Genomic DNA, 13,732 nt, shown 5'->3' with positions numbered 1-13,732 from the left:
AATTGATACTGGGAATATGGAAATAAAGGTTGTGGCCGCCCAGGGTTAGTGTCTCTTTGTGAGAGAAAAGAGGGCCGATAATACCGGCCCGGGATGGAATTCACATATTATAACGCAGCGTAACAGCTGTTGTCGTATCTGTCTTTTTCGGCGCGCTGGCCGGCGGTTCGGTGTTGTAAACCACGTTGTAAGAGAGGCGCAGGGAGAAGGCGTCGTTAATCCCGACATTCAGTGCCGTTTCTGAGTTTAACGTGGTTTGATCGTTGGCGAGCGCGGAGACGCCCTGCGTAAACTGTGCGTTTTTCGTTAACTGATAGGCGTAGTTGGCGGCGCCGTAGGCCAAGCCCCGGGTGCTTCGTCCCCCGCCGTAGTATTCGTCATGGCGTACGCCAGGGCCGAATTCTACGCGCAGATCCTGCTCCGGGTCACTCCATATCTGGCGGCCGTATCCGGCTGTTGCCGTCGTACGCGAGTCGTACCCGCCGTAGCGGTCGTTGAGCCAGTTTGCCTGGCCGAACAGGTAGTTGTCAGGGTTTACGTTGTAACGGGAACGGCCGCCGGCCTGATACTTCTCTGATGAGCGGGTATCGCCGGATTTGGTGTTATTTGCGGTTCCCCACAGACTGTACGCCGTTTCGGGATGAAACCAGGTCATGGTCGTGCTGGCCATCAGCGCTGAGTTGCTGGAGTTACCGCTTTGGGCGTTGTAGCCGGCCTGCGCGTTGCCTTCAAACGGCTTTTTAGCGCTGGAAGGGTCGTCCAGTGCGGTAAACAGCGTGGTGTCGGCAAATGCGTGAGTGGCGGTCAGGATGCTTAAACAAACGGGCAGTGCGTATAAGACGCGGGAAACATGCATGATTAATCCAATTGAAACCGGGAGAACAGAGTGACGAGCGTCACATTATAGCGATTGGCATTGCGGGGAAGAACTCTCGCGGTTAGCTTATTTTAAGCAAATAGTTTTCTGGATTAGATGCTTTTTGCATATGTACCGTAAGGCTCCGGGGGAGCCTTACGGGGGAGAAGAATCAGAGGAAGGTAGCAACCAGCAGGTAGCCCATACAGCAAGAGCAGAGCACGCCGATCAGTCCGGGGATGATGAAGCTGTGGTTGATAATGAATTTGCCGATACGGGTCGTTCCTGAACGGTCAAAGCCGATACAGGCCAGATCGCTGGGGTAGGTCGGCAGAATAAAATAGCCGTACGCCGCCGGGAAGAACGCGATCAGCATTTTGGGGTCAACGCCCAGTTGCAGGCCCATCGGAGCGATGGCCGTCAGCGCCGCCGCCTGGCTGTTTACCAGCTTGGACACCAGGAACAGCACCAGCGCGTAGGTCCAGGGCTGCGTTTTAACCACGTCCTCCAGAACGAACTTCAGCTCGCTCATGTGCGCCTGGAAAAACGTATCGCTCATCCATGCCACACCGAATACGGAGAAAATCGCGACCATGCCGGCCTTGAATACCGCACCGTTAGAAACTTCAGAAGGTTTCACTTTGCAGCCGACCAGGATCACCGCGCCGGCGATCAGCATCATCATCTGAATCACCAGGTTCATGGACAGCGGCTTCAGCGCGCCTTTCACCTCAAATGAGGGACGCAGGTCAGAGAACGCGCCCAGTATGACGACGAGCAGGATCGCGGTGAAGAATACCCAGGTTGCCCAGTAAGCCTGCTTGGGGAAAACCTGATCCAGCAAGGTTTCGTTGCCGCCGAAGATGAACTCGCGCTGTTTGGGATCTTTAATTTTCTCCTGAAACTCAGGGTCTTTATCCAAATCCTTACCGCGACGCAGGCTCCACAGGGCAGCGACTATGACGCCGCACAGTGAGGCGGGAACGGAAATCGCCAGTATCTCCAGTATGCTGTAAGCATGCCCGACGCCGTGCGCGGCGCCGATGATGGAAACCAGTGAAACAACAGCAACGGAAACCGGCGATGCGGTAATGGCCATCTGTGAGGCGACGGAAGCCACCGCCATCGGGCGCTCGGGGCGGATACCCTTTTTCAGCGCGATATCGCCGATGATCGGGAACATGGTGTACACCACGTGACCGGTTCCGCACAGAAACGTCAGGCTCCAGGTGGTGAGAGGGGCGAGCAGGGTGATGTGTTGGGGATGTTTACGCAGCAGCCGCTCGGCAAACTGCATCATGACGTTAAGGCCGCCAGCCGTTTGCAGTACCGACGCACAGCCGATAACGGCCAGAATTGTCAGCATGACATCGACGGGGGGTTTACCTGGTTCCAGTCCAAAAACGAAAGTGAGTAAAAAAAGACCAATGCCGCTGATTAGACCGAGCCCCATACCGCCATAGCGGGTCCCGACTAACAGGCAAAGAATGATAATTGCAAATTGTAGTGTAATCATGGGAATCCTTGCTCATTGATTTATTATTTAAATCCAGAGGAACTTTACGTGCTAGCCTAATAGTTATTAATTTGGCTGGTTAATTCTGCGATTCCGCTCTCTGTTTAATCATGGCGGTAAAAAATTTTTTTTGAGAATGAAAATGAAATGCGAATTTAATAAATAAACATGATTTAATTTGTTATTTATTTGTTCTTTTCATGTTCTTTAGTTTTTATGATGTTGGTCGGCGGCATGCAGCCATTCCTGATAAAGTTGTTCCGTGTCTTCACGGGCGCTACAGCTTTCAGGAAAGTTTTCTCCCGAGGCTCCCCGTTTACGTATTTCGGCAGGACGGCATAATATATTTTGCCCGGCGATATACCCGTGAATGTAATCATTCCGTCCGGTATCTGAGCCTGATATTCCATACCATTCCGTTAATACGGCATCATCACGGATAAAATAGCCGTGCATGGCATCTTCGCGGCCGATATTGAACCAGACGGATTTATCATCATCGCCGGATGATTCCGGGGGCAGGGAATGACATGCGCTGAGAAAAAGAGCAGACAACATGATACCTAAAAACTTTTTTCCCGTATCCATACAGAAATATATCCTTCATGAATGTAAGCAATCAGGCGATGCCGAGACACTCTTTCAATGATTTCAGGTAGCGCCGGCTAACGGGTATACGCTTTCCGCTGTCGGTGATCACTTCCGCGGCGCCGTTATCCAATAGCTGAATTTCACGCAGTTTATCCGCATTAACCATATATTGCCGGTGGCAGCGTACAAACGGCGTTTTCTCTTCAAGCGTTTTCAACGTTAGCTGGGTATAGCCGCTTTGTCCGTTGCCCACGACGTGGATCCCGCTCAGCTCCGAACTCAGGTATTCCACCTCTTCCAGCTTCAGCAAGAAAATGCGGTTCATTCCGTGGCAGGGAATGTGCTTAAGCTGGGTGCCGGCCAACGGGCTCAGGTTTTGCTTCAGGCTGCGGCCTTTACGCAGGCGCTCCAGGGTTTTCTCCAGGCGGGCCATGTCGATGGGTTTAAGCAGGTAGTCAAAAGCATGACGTTCAAAAGCCTGGATGGCGTATTCGTCAAAGGCCGTCACGAACACGATATAGGGCAGGGTATCCGGATCCAGCATGGAAACCAGCTCAAGACCGCTGATTCTCGGCATCTGAATATCCAGAAACACCACGTCGGGCTGCTGGCGGTGAATCGCAGGGATAGCCTCCAGCGCATTACCGCATTGAGCAACAATCTCAATATCCGTTTGAGTGGACAACAAATTATGCAACTCGTCGCGAGCGGGTTGTTCGTCGTCGACGATGATGACTTTCAGCATGCAACCTCCGCAGAATTCAGCATTCTACCATCGATGCCCGGCGCTGTGATGCTCATGCTGATGATTCTGCGCAGCGCTTCAAGTTTTGTTTAAAAGTGTAGTGTAAAGTTTACGGTAATTATTTCTTTACACATATGGATTGCAAACTTTACATGGCGTGGGTAATGTATTTCTTACTGTCACGCAGGCAGTCATCATCCATATAACCATCACGAATAAGGTCGCTATCATGATTATGCAAAAAGACGCACTGAACAACGTGCACATCATTGAAGAACAGGTGCTGATTACGCCGGAAGAACTGAAGAACCGCTTCCCTCTGGATGACGGGCTGCAACAGCAGATCGCCGCTTCCCGCGCTACGATCGCCAACATCCTGAAAGGCGATGACCACCGCTTGCTGGTGGTATGTGGCCCTTGTTCTATCCATGACCCTGATGCTGCCCTTGACTATGCCCGTCGTTTACAAGCCTTGTCAGTTGAACTGCGTGACCAACTGTATATCGTGATGCGTGTTTATTTTGAAAAGCCCAGAACGACCGTGGGCTGGAAAGGGTTGATCAACGACCCTTATATGGATGGTTCGTTTGACGTGGAAAACGGGTTGATTATCGCCCGTCAACTTCTGCTGTCGTTAGCGGAAATGGGGCTGCCTCTGGCGACCGAAGCCCTGGATCCCAACTCCCCGCAGTACCTCGGCGACCTGTTCAGTTGGTCGGCGATTGGCGCGAGAACCACGGAATCTCAGACCCATCGCGAGATGGCGTCGGGGCTTTCGATGCCGGTCGGCTTTAAAAACGGCACCGACGGCAGCCTGGGAACCGCCATCAATGCGATGAAGGCCGCTTCAATGGGGCATCGTTTTATGGGGATCAACCAATCCGGCCAGGTTTGTCTGCTGCAAACGCAGGGGAATCCGGACGGGCATGTGATTCTGCGCGGTGGAAAAACGCCGAATTACGCGGAAGAGCACGTCAGCGACTGCGAGCAGCAAATGCAGAAAGCCGGGCTGCGTCCTTCCCTGATGGTCGATTGCAGCCACGGTAACTCCAACAAAGACTTCCGCCGTCAGCCGGCGGTGGCGCGCTCGGTGGTGGAACAGATTAACGCAGGGAACCGATCGATCATCGGTGTTATGCTGGAGAGCAATTTATTTGAGGGCAACCAAAGCTCGGAGCAACCGCGCAGCGAGATGCGTTACGGCGTATCGGTCACCGATGCCTGCATCGACTGGGATTCCACCGATGAACTGCTGCGCGAGATGCACCAGAAACTGGGTAATGCCCTGCGTGCACGCAATGCGGGAGAGTAATACTGATGGTGGCTGAATTAACCGCGCTACGCGATCAGATCGATGAAGTGGATAAAGGATTGCTGGATTTACTGGCCCGCAGGCTGAAGCTGGTCGCGGAAGTCGGTGAGGTTAAAAGTCGTTACGGTCTGCCGATTTACGTTCCTGAACGCGAGGCCTCTATGCTGGCTTCGCGCCGTCAGGAAGCGGCGCAGATGGGGGTGCCGCCCGATCTGATCGAGGACGTGCTGCGGCGCGTAATGCGGGAATCCTACTCCAGCGAAAATGACAAAGGCTTTAAGACGCTGAAGCCGGATCTGCGCCCGGTGGTGATTGTCGGCGGCCGCGGGCAGATGGGGGCGCTGTTTCAGCGTATGCTGACGCTGTCCGGTTATCAGGTACGTATTCTTGAGCAGGAGGATTGGCCGCAGGCGGAAACGCTGCTGGCGGATGCCGGCATGGTGATCGTCAGCGTACCGATTCACCTGACGGCGGAGGTTATTTCCCGCTTGCCGCCGCTGCCGGACGATTGCCTGCTGGTGGATCTCGCTTCGGTGAAGAATCAGCCGTTGCAGGCGATGCTGGCGGCTCACCGCGGGCCGGTACTGGGGCTGCACCCGATGTTCGGCCCCGATGTCGGCAGCTTTGCCAAGCAGGTCATTGTGTATTGCGACGGACGTCAGCCGGAGTCTTATCAATGGCTGCTGGAGCAATTGCAGGTCTGGGGCGCGCGGCTGCACCGCATCAGCGCGGTCGAGCATGATCAGAACATGGCGTTCATTCAGGCGCTGCGTCACTTCGCCACGTTCGCTTACGGGCTGCATCTGGCGGAAGAAAACGTTCAACTGGAGCAGTTGCTGGCGCTTTCCTCGCCGATTTACCGGCTGGAGCTGGCGATGGTAGGGCGTTTGTTTGCGCAGGATCCCCAACTTTATGCCGATATCATCATGTCGTCGGGGAATAACATTGCGCTGATCAAGCGCTACTACCAACGCTTTGGCGAAGCCATTTCCCTGCTGGAAAACGGCGACAAGGCTGCGTTTGTTGAAAGCTTTTCCCGCGTGGAGCATTGGTTCGGCGACTATGCGCGCCGTTTCCAGGAAGAGAGCCGTTCGTTGCTGCGTCAGGCTAACGACAGCCGGGCATAATGGCGGCGGATGAATAAAGCAAAAACCCCGGCGATATCGCCGGGGTTTTTTTATGCTCTGCGGGGTTCCACAGGAACCACGTTTTCGCTCGGATAGCAGCCGAGCACCTTCAGTGAGCGGGTTATGGGCTTGAGATCCTCCAGCGTGTTCTTCATGTCGCTGTGATTCAGGTTGGCCTGTACGTCCAGATAAAACATCTCTTCCCAGGGGTTGCCGTAGATCGGGCGGGACTCCAGCTTGGTAATCACGATACCGTGATTGCGGAACACCATCAGCGCGTCGACCAGTGCGCCGGACTGCTGTCCGGTAGCCATAAGCAGTGTGGTTTTGGCCGGCACCTGCGACACCACGTCGACGGCTTTACGCGACAGAATGATGAAGCGGGTGATGTTTTGTTGCTGATTGGCGAGGTTATGCTCTAGCACCTGCAGTCCATACAGGGCGCCGCCGGCTTCGCTGCCCAGCGCGGCAACGTGAGGGGAGTTTTCGGCGGCAACTTTTTCCATCGCGGCCGCGGTGCTTTCACAATACTCAATTTTCCAGTCCGGAAAACCGTTCAGGAACTGACTGCACTGCTGAAAGGGCTGCGGATGGCTGTAAACGGTGCGGATCTCATTCAATGAGGTTGGCGTGGTGACCAGTACGCAGTGATCGATAGGGATCGTCATTTCACCAACGATGGACAAACTGGTGTTCTGAAGGAGATCGTAAACATCGTTGATGGAGCCGGAACTGGTGTTTTCGATCGGTACGACGGCATAGTCTGCCTGCCCGGTTTCCACCTGGGAAAAAATATCCTGAAATCGGAGGCAGCCGCATTCAATCAGTTGCTCAAAATGGCGCGCAGCGTACTGGCGGGCCGCAAGGTGCGAGTAAGAGCCTTTCGGGCCGAGGAAGGCGATACGGGCTGAACGCAGCGTGGTCTGGTTATGCTGTTGCTGCAGCAGGGCCTGCTGGGTCAGCACGGAGTCTTCAATGATAAGCTGGAACAGGCGGGTGATGTAGTGACCGTCGAGGTGCAGCTTCCTGCCTTCTTCGACCAGCGTGCTCAGCAGCTCCTTCTCGCGCTCTTTGTCGCGAATAGGGCGATGCGTTGCCTGCTTGGCCCGGGCAACCTCCAGCGCCAGTCCATGGCGATCGCTCAGCAGTGCGAGAATTTTTTTATCCAGGGCGCTGATACGTTCGCGCAGGTTAAGTAATGGGTTATCTGTCATAATGTCTGCCTTGTTCCGGGTATAAAAAAAGCCTCCCTTTGGGAGGCTTTTTGTTTTTCTTCGCATGCATTCTTACGCGAAAAAGCGCCTCCCAGTCAGGGGAAGGTAAAAAAGAATGCGAAGAAAAACGGTACATGCGTCATGGGTAATCTTAACTTTACATAAAATTCTGCACTTAACTTACCCGTCCGGCTTTTGCCGTGTCAACAAAAAACGCGCCGGCTGGCGCGTTTATCCACAGTTTCGTCGTCAGGAAAGAAAGGATTATTCGGCGTCTTCCTCTTGTAAATTCGCTTCTTTCACACTCATGGTGGCCCGGCGGGCTTCACCTTTGTGCTGTACCTTGTTCAACTGCCGCTCCAGCTTGTTGAGCAGCTCATTGATGGCCGTGTACATATCCCCATGTTTGGCTTTGGCGACCAGCGTACCGTTCGGTGTGTTGATCGTTGCGTCGGCGATGAAGCCGTCAGGCGCCTTAGACAAAATTATGTGTGGATTGATTAGGTGCGTTTGCCATTTCTCCAGTTTACTCAGACGGTCTTCGACATGTTGGCGAATTGCAGCGGTGATTTCCATTTGCTTACTGGTGATATTGATTGTCATAGAGTCTACCTCTCTGTCTTTCCGTCTCGTTGAATTCAGCATAGCGCTACCCGGACGAAAATGTGAGAGTAAAATCACGAATTTTCTTCAGTTTTTGCAAAGTTAAGTTGAATTGTGATTCCGCATAAATCCTGATGATTTAGCGCTTGAGCCGACGCGCGGAATCGCGCATAGTGGTTGGATTGGAGCAAAGGTACGGCGCGGTTCCGGTTATTTTTGTGTCTGTTGCGGGTATAATAATTGTACAGAATAAAAAACGGCAGCGATGGCTGCCGTTTTGCGTTTTAGCGGGGATGTTTCAGCTCCCCGACGTGCCCGGGTTGGCGGCGATAATTTTCGCCACTTTCTCTGCCTGACTGAACAGATGCAGCTGCTTGTAAGCATTTTCCATCAGCGGCAGCGCATCACGCGTTGCCCGGGTATCCGGATAATCACGCAGCATCTGCTCTACGCGGTTAACGACGGCGACGTAGGCGCCGCGCTTGGTGTAGTATTCCGCCACGGACAGCTCATACTTTGATAAACGGTTTTTCAGGAAGATCAGGCGCTTGGTTGCATCAGCCCGGTATTGGCTGTTCGGGTAGCTCTGCACCAGCTGAGTAAAGTCGCGGAAAGCCTGACGGGCGTGTTCGGGATCGCGATCGGAGCGATCGATGCCGAAGAAGCCCTGTAATGCGCTGTCGTCCATCGCCATGTCGGTCAGACCGCGCATATAGAGTACATAATCAATGTTAGGGTGAGTCGGGTTCAGACGCATGAAGCGATCGATGGACGCTTGAGCCATCGCCAGATCCGCAGATTTATAGTAGGCGTAGATCAGATCCAACTGCACCTGCTGGGAATACGGACCAAAAGGATAGCGGTTATCTAACGCTTCCAGTTGCGTTATCGCGCCTTTAAAGTTACCGTCCTGCAACTTTTGCTGCGCGGTGGCATAGATATCCGCCGGCGGACTATCAGGCACCGCATCTTTGGAACTGGAGCAACCTGCCAGCATCAGGCTTAATGTGGCGGCAGCCACCAGATATTTCATACGCGTCATGACGTTTCGATTACCCTTTTTGTGTTGTTCCGGGAGTCTCTCCGTTAAGCTCCCGACAAAGACCAGCTACAATAGCACACTATTTTAAACGGCAACGCTGAGAAAACCCAACGTTAACTGAAGAAATCACATATGGCACAACAAGTACAGCTTACCGCGACGGTAACAGAATCACAGCTCGGCCAACGGTTAGATCAGGCTTTGGCCGAATTGTTCCCTGATTATTCACGATCACGCATAAAAGAGTGGATTTTAGACGATCGCGTCACGGTTAACGGCATTATCATCAATCGGCCGAAGGAAAAAGTGCTGGGCGGGGAGGATATCGCCATTGACGCGCTGATTGAAGAAGAAGCGCGTTGGGAACCGCAGGATATCGCGCTCGATATCGTATATGAAGACGAAGACATTCTCGTGATCAACAAGCCGCGCGACCTGGTGGTTCATCCGGGGGCGGGTAACCCGGACGGCACCGTGCTGAATGCGCTGCTGCATCACTATCCTGAAATCGCCGACGTGCCGCGTGCCGGCATCGTGCACCGTCTGGACAAAGACACCACCGGCCTGATGGTGGTAGCGAAGACCGTTCCGGCTCAGACCCGCCTGGTGGAATCATTGCAGGAGCGCGAGATCACCCGTGAATACGAGGCCGTGGCTATTGGCACCATGACGGCCGGCGGTATGGTCAACGAACCGATTTCGCGCCACCCGACGAAGCGTACGCATATGTCGGTGCATCCGATGGGGAAACCGGCGGTGACGCACTACCGCATCATGGAACATTTCCGCGCCCATACCCGCCTGCGTCTGCGCCTGGAAACCGGGCGTACGCACCAGATCCGCGTCCACATGGCGCATATCAACCATCCGCTGGTGGGCGATCCGCTTTACGGTGGTCGTCCGCGTCCGCCCAAAGGCGCTTCGGAACAGTTTATCAGCGTGTTGCGCAAGTTTGATCGCCAGGCGCTGCATGCCACCATGCTGCGCTTATATCATCCGATCAGCGGCATTCAAATGGAGTGGCACGCTCCGCTCCCGCAGGACATGGTGGAGCTGATTGAAGCGCTGCAAGCCGACACCGAAGCTTTCCGCGATCAGCTTGACTGGCTATGAGTCCGCTGATTTTCCCCGTCTGGGACGCGCCCGCGGGGGTGATGGCATACAGCTCTACGCGCCGGGGCGGCGTCAGCCGTCCGCCCTATGATTCATTGAATCTGGGAACGCATGTCGGCGATGAGCCTGACGATGTTGAGGAGAACCGTCGTCTGCTGGCAGGTATGGCGGCGCTCCCCGCGCAGCCGTGCTGGCTGGAGCAGATCCACGGCACACGGGTAGTGACGCTGGACGGGCTGCCGGTTGCCGATACGCGTGCCGACGCCGTCTACACCCGGTTAGCCGGGCAGGTTTGCGCGGTGATGACGGCGGACTGCCTGCCCGTACTGTTCGCCTCCCGCCGGGGGGATGAGGTAGCGGCGGCGCATGCCGGATGGCGCGGGCTGTGTGACGGCGTGCTGGAGCAGACGGTGTCGTGCTTCTCCGCCTTACCGGAGGAGATCGTCGCCTGGCTGGGGCCGGCCATCGGACCTACGGCCTTTGAGGTCGGCGCGGAAGTGAGGGCGGGCTTTGTGCACCGCGACCCGCAGGCTGCGCAGGCCTTTGTTCCGCGTGGCGACAAATATCTGGCCGATATTTACCTGTTGGCGCGCCAGCGCCTGCGGGCGCTCGGCGTTCATTCCATCAGCGGGGGCGAATATTGCACCGTGAGCCAACCGCAGGACTTCTTCTCTTATCGCCGTGAGCGGGTGACCGGCCGCATGGCGTCTTTCATCTGGATAAAATAATTTCAAGAAATTGTGATTTTTTAGCCAAAAAAAGTGTGACTCAGTGCCAAAATTAACTTGAAAAATTTTTGCCCGGCCTCATCTATTAGCCAGTAGAAGTTTGACATGCCATTGGAGGAGTTATGCGTCTGGATCGTTTAACTAACAAGTTCCAGCTTGCCCTCGCTGACGCCCAATCTTTAGCCCTTGGGCGCGACAACCAGTTTATAGAACCGTTGCATCTGATGAGCGCATTGCTGAATCAGGAGGGGGGCACGGTTCGCCCGTTATTAACAGCCGTCGGCGTGAACGCGGCGAATTTACGTAACGAAATCGAGCAGGCGATTGGTCGCCTGCCACAGGTGGAAGGGACCGGCGGCGATGTTCAGCCCTCCCACGAACTAATCAGGGTGTTGAATCTGTGCGACAAGCTGGCGCAGAAGCGTAATGACACCTTTATTTCCTCAGAGTTGTTTGTTCTGGCCGCACTGGACGATCGCGGCAGCTTAAGCGATTTGCTTAAAGCGGCGGGTGTGACTGAAGCCAAAATCAACGCGGCCATCGATCAAATGCGGGGAGGTGAAAAAGTGGAAGATCAAAATGCCGAGGATCAACGCCAGGCATTGAAAAAATACACCATCGATCTGACCGAAAGGGCAGAGATGGGCAAGCTGGACCCGGTGATCGGGCGTGATGAAGAAATCCGCCGCACCATCCAGGTATTGCAGCGTCGTACCAAGAACAACCCGGTGTTGATCGGGGAGCCGGGCGTCGGGAAAACGGCGATCGTTGAAGGACTGGCCCAGCGTATCATCAACGGTGAAGTGCCTGAGGGGCTGAAGAACAAGCGGGTTCTTTCGCTGGATATGGGGGCGCTGGTGGCCGGTGCGAAGTATCGCGGCGAGTTTGAGGAGCGCCTGAAAGGCGTACTCAACGACCTGGCGAAACAGGAAGGCAGCGTCATTTTGTTCATTGATGAGCTGCATACCATGGTCGGCGCCGGTAAAGCGGACGGCGCGATGGATGCCGGTAACATGCTCAAACCCGCGTTAGCCCGCGGCGAGCTGCATTGCGTCGGCGCGACGACGCTGGACGAATACCGCCAATACATCGAGAAAGACGCCGCGCTGGAACGCCGTTTCCAGAAAGTATTTGTGGCGGAGCCGTCAGTCGAAGACACCATTGCGATTTTGCGCGGCCTGAAAGAACGTTATGAGCTGCATCACCATGTCCAGATCACCGATCCGGCCATCGTGGCGGCGGCAACGCTTTCACACCGCTATATTGCCGACCGGCAACTGCCGGATAAAGCGATCGACCTGATCGACGAAGCCGCGTCCAGCATCCGTATGCAGATCGACTCTAAACCAGAAGCGCTGGATCGTCTTGAGCGCCGCGTTATCCAGCTTAAGCTGGAGCAGCAGGCGCTGAAGAAAGAGTCGGATGAGGCGAGTAAAAAGCGTCTTGATATGCTCAATGAAGAATTAGAGCAAAAAGAGCGCGATTACTCTGAACTGGAAGAAGAATGGAAGGCGGAGAAAGCGTCGCTGACCGGCACGCAAAACATTAAAGCCGAACTGGAACAGACTAAGATTTCGCTGGAGCAGGCGCGCCGTATGGGCGATCTGGCCCGGATGTCGGAAATTCAGTACGGCAAAATTCCCGCGCTGGAAAAACAGCTGGCGGCGGCAACCCAGGCCGAAGGCAAGAGCATGAAGCTGCTGCGCAACAAAGTCACCGACGCGGAAATCGCCGAAGTGCTGGCGCGCTGGACCGGTATCCCCGTCTCCAGAATGCTGGAGAGTGAGCGGGCCAAGCTGTTGCGTATGGAAGATGAACTGCATAAACGTGTGATCGGGCAGAATGAAGCGGTTGAGGCCGTATCTAACGCGATTCGCCGCAGCCGTGCCGGGTTATCCGATCCCAACCGTCCGATTGGCTCATTCCTGTTCCTCGGGCCGACCGGGGTCGGGAAAACGGAGCTGTGCAAAGCGTTGGCTAACTTCCTGTTCGACAGCGACGATGCGATGGTGCGTATCGACATGTCTGAATTCATGGAGAAACATTCGGTGTCGCGTCTGGTCGGTGCGCCTCCGGGATATGTCGGTTATGAAGAAGGCGGGTATTTGACGGAGGCCGTGCGTCGCCGTCCATACTCGGTGATTCTGCTTGATGAAGTGGAGAAGGCGCATCCTGACGTATTCAATATCCTGTTGCAGGTGTTGGATGACGGGCGTCTTACCGACGGGCAGGGCCGGACCGTCGACTTCCGTAATACGGTGGTTATCATGACCTCGAATCTGGGGTCCGATATGATTCAGGATCGTTTCGGTCAACTGAACTACGACGAGATGAAAGAGCTGGTGATGAGCGTGGTGTCGCACCACTTCCGCCCTGAGTTTATCAACCGTATTGATGAAACCGTGGTTTTCCACCCTCTGGGTCAGGAGAATATCAAGGCGATTGCCCACATCCAGTTGCAGCGCCTGTATCAGCGCCTGGAAGAGAAAGGGTATCTGGTCAAAGTCAGCGATGCGGCGCTGGATCATCTGGCGAAAACCGGGTTCGATCCGGTATATGGCGCGCGTCCGCTGAAACGCGCCATCCAGCAGGAAATCGAAAACCCGCTGGCGCAGCAAATCCTGTCCGGGAAGTTGTTGCCGGGGCCGGTGATTACCCTGGATGTAGAAAACGATGCGATTGTGGCAAAACAGCAGTAAGCGTATTTGCCCTGAGAGGCGGCCGGTTGGCCGCCTTTGTTTTATGAGGGGGTTAAAACGAGTTATTGCTCACAAAAACAGCGATCAAACATTTTTTTTAAATTAACACTTGTCAGCCATCAGGAAGTCCCTATAATGCGCCTCCACTGACCGGCAAACAGCACGGCTCAGCAGCGAGGCAGCCCA

At 54.7% G+C, this 13,732-nt stretch carries 13 protein-coding genes and 1 other annotated feature; of the genes, 5 read left to right on the top strand and 8 right to left on the bottom strand.

Going from position 1 to position 13,732, the window contains the following annotated elements; all coding sequences use genetic code 11:
• Window positions 1-100: 100 nt before the first annotated feature.
• From C8D90_RS19765 to btsR, 4 genes are all read right to left on the bottom strand, one after another.
• A complete protein-coding gene (locus C8D90_RS19765) occupies window positions 101-856 on the bottom strand; it encodes a DUF481 domain-containing protein (protein ID WP_115460193.1) in 756 nt (251 codons plus the stop codon).
• Window positions 857-1,028: 172 nt separating this feature from the next.
• Window positions 1,029-2,372, bottom strand: a complete 1,344-nt coding sequence (locus C8D90_RS19760; RefSeq protein WP_115460192.1) for an anaerobic C4-dicarboxylate transporter — start codon at window positions 2,370-2,372, stop codon at window positions 1,029-1,031.
• Between the two features lie 207 nt (window positions 2,373-2,579).
• A complete protein-coding gene (locus C8D90_RS19755; RefSeq protein ID WP_115460191.1) occupies window positions 2,580-2,960 on the bottom strand; it encodes a DUF2799 domain-containing protein in 381 nt (126 codons plus the stop codon).
• Window positions 2,961-2,991: 31 nt separating this feature from the next.
• Window positions 2,992-3,708: a two-component system response regulator BtsR gene (gene btsR / locus C8D90_RS19750; protein ID WP_115460190.1), complete on the bottom strand. Its 717-nt coding sequence runs from the start codon at window positions 3,706-3,708 to the stop codon at window positions 2,992-2,994.
• Window positions 3,709-3,943: 235 nt separating this feature from the next.
• Here btsR and C8D90_RS19745 point away from each other — a divergent pair, with 235 nt between their 5' ends.
• Together C8D90_RS19745 and tyrA are read left to right on the top strand one after the other, a co-directional pair.
• The gene (locus C8D90_RS19745; RefSeq protein ID WP_115460278.1) at window positions 3,944-5,020 is read left to right on the top strand and encodes a 3-deoxy-7-phosphoheptulonate synthase; all 1,077 of its coding nucleotides are present in this window, start codon (window positions 3,944-3,946) and stop codon (window positions 5,018-5,020) included.
• Window positions 5,021-5,025: 5 nt separating this feature from the next.
• Window positions 5,026-6,147, top strand: a complete 1,122-nt coding sequence (gene tyrA, locus C8D90_RS19740; RefSeq protein ID WP_115460189.1) for a bifunctional chorismate mutase/prephenate dehydrogenase — start codon at window positions 5,026-5,028, stop codon at window positions 6,145-6,147.
• Window positions 6,148-6,197: 50 nt separating this feature from the next.
• On the opposite strand, the gene pheA is transcribed toward tyrA, so the two are convergent.
• From pheA to bamD, 4 genes are all read right to left on the bottom strand, one after another.
• The gene (gene pheA, locus C8D90_RS19735) at window positions 6,198-7,361 is read right to left on the bottom strand and encodes a bifunctional chorismate mutase/prephenate dehydratase (protein ID WP_115460188.1); all 1,164 of its coding nucleotides are present in this window, start codon (window positions 7,359-7,361) and stop codon (window positions 6,198-6,200) included.
• A 21-nt stretch (window positions 7,362-7,382) separates the two neighbouring features.
• Window positions 7,383-7,505, bottom strand: a sequence feature (Phe leader region).
• Complete coding sequence (gene pheL / locus C8D90_RS19730) at window positions 7,457-7,504, bottom strand: pheA operon leader peptide PheL (RefSeq protein ID WP_115460277.1); 48 nt, start codon at window positions 7,502-7,504, stop codon at window positions 7,457-7,459. Its footprint overlaps the feature before it by 48 nt.
• 120 nt (window positions 7,506-7,625) lie before the next feature.
• A complete protein-coding gene (gene raiA, locus C8D90_RS19725) occupies window positions 7,626-7,964 on the bottom strand; it encodes a ribosome-associated translation inhibitor RaiA (protein WP_115460187.1) in 339 nt (112 codons plus the stop codon).
• A 298-nt stretch (window positions 7,965-8,262) separates the two neighbouring features.
• On the bottom strand, window positions 8,263-9,006 hold the full coding sequence (gene bamD / locus C8D90_RS19720; RefSeq protein WP_115460186.1) for an outer membrane protein assembly factor BamD: 744 nt from the start codon (window positions 9,004-9,006) through the stop codon (window positions 8,263-8,265).
• Between the two features lie 132 nt (window positions 9,007-9,138).
• Here bamD and rluD point away from each other — a divergent pair, with 132 nt between their 5' ends.
• The 3 genes from rluD (at window position 9,139) to clpB (ending at window position 13,546) form a co-directional block, all read left to right on the top strand.
• Window positions 9,139-10,119, top strand: coding sequence for a 23S rRNA pseudouridine(1911/1915/1917) synthase RluD (rluD, locus tag C8D90_RS19710; protein ID WP_115460185.1), 981 nt, complete (start codon window positions 9,139-9,141; stop codon window positions 10,117-10,119).
• Window positions 10,116-10,847, top strand: coding sequence for a purine nucleoside phosphorylase YfiH (gene yfiH / locus C8D90_RS19705; protein ID WP_115460184.1), 732 nt, complete (start codon window positions 10,116-10,118; stop codon window positions 10,845-10,847). The genes rluD and yfiH overlap by 4 nt, the downstream gene beginning before the upstream one ends.
• A 122-nt stretch (window positions 10,848-10,969) precedes the next feature.
• On the top strand, window positions 10,970-13,546 hold the full coding sequence (gene clpB, locus C8D90_RS19700) for an ATP-dependent chaperone ClpB (RefSeq protein WP_115460183.1): 2,577 nt from the start codon (window positions 10,970-10,972) through the stop codon (window positions 13,544-13,546).
• Window positions 13,547-13,732 lie beyond the last annotated feature (186 nt).

The organism is Enterobacillus tribolii, from assembly GCF_003363015.1.
GTDB classification, from domain to species: domain Bacteria; phylum Pseudomonadota; class Gammaproteobacteria; order Enterobacterales; family Enterobacteriaceae; genus Enterobacillus; species Enterobacillus tribolii.
Note: the sequence above shows the minus strand (reverse complement) of the source record. Positions and strands in the feature narration are given on the sequence as shown.

Excerpts from the sequence above, each read along its gene's own strand:
- tyrA (WP_115460189.1), top strand. The coding sequence starts at position 5,026 with ATGGTGGCTGAATTAACCGCGCTACGCGATCAGATCGATGAAGTGGAT.
- raiA (WP_115460187.1), bottom strand. The coding sequence starts at position 7,964 with ATGACAATCAATATCACCAGTAAGCAAATGGAAATCACCGCTGCAATT.
- C8D90_RS19765 (WP_115460193.1), bottom strand. The coding sequence starts at position 856 with ATGCATGTTTCCCGCGTCTTATACGCACTGCCCGTTTGTTTAAGCATC.
- pheA (WP_115460188.1), bottom strand. The coding sequence starts at position 7,361 with ATGACAGATAACCCATTACTTAACCTGCGCGAACGTATCAGCGCCCTG.
- C8D90_RS19755 (WP_115460191.1), bottom strand. The coding sequence starts at position 2,960 with ATGGATACGGGAAAAAAGTTTTTAGGTATCATGTTGTCTGCTCTTTTT.
- C8D90_RS19745 (WP_115460278.1), top strand. The coding sequence starts at position 3,944 with ATGCAAAAAGACGCACTGAACAACGTGCACATCATTGAAGAACAGGTG.
- bamD (WP_115460186.1), bottom strand. The coding sequence starts at position 9,006 with ATGACGCGTATGAAATATCTGGTGGCTGCCGCCACATTAAGCCTGATG.
- yfiH (WP_115460184.1), top strand. The coding sequence starts at position 10,116 with ATGAGTCCGCTGATTTTCCCCGTCTGGGACGCGCCCGCGGGGGTGATG.
- clpB (WP_115460183.1), top strand. The coding sequence starts at position 10,970 with ATGCGTCTGGATCGTTTAACTAACAAGTTCCAGCTTGCCCTCGCTGAC.
- C8D90_RS19760 (WP_115460192.1), bottom strand. The coding sequence starts at position 2,372 with ATGATTACACTACAATTTGCAATTATCATTCTTTGCCTGTTAGTCGGG.
- btsR (WP_115460190.1), bottom strand. The coding sequence starts at position 3,708 with ATGCTGAAAGTCATCATCGTCGACGACGAACAACCCGCTCGCGACGAG.
- rluD (WP_115460185.1), top strand. The coding sequence starts at position 9,139 with ATGGCACAACAAGTACAGCTTACCGCGACGGTAACAGAATCACAGCTC.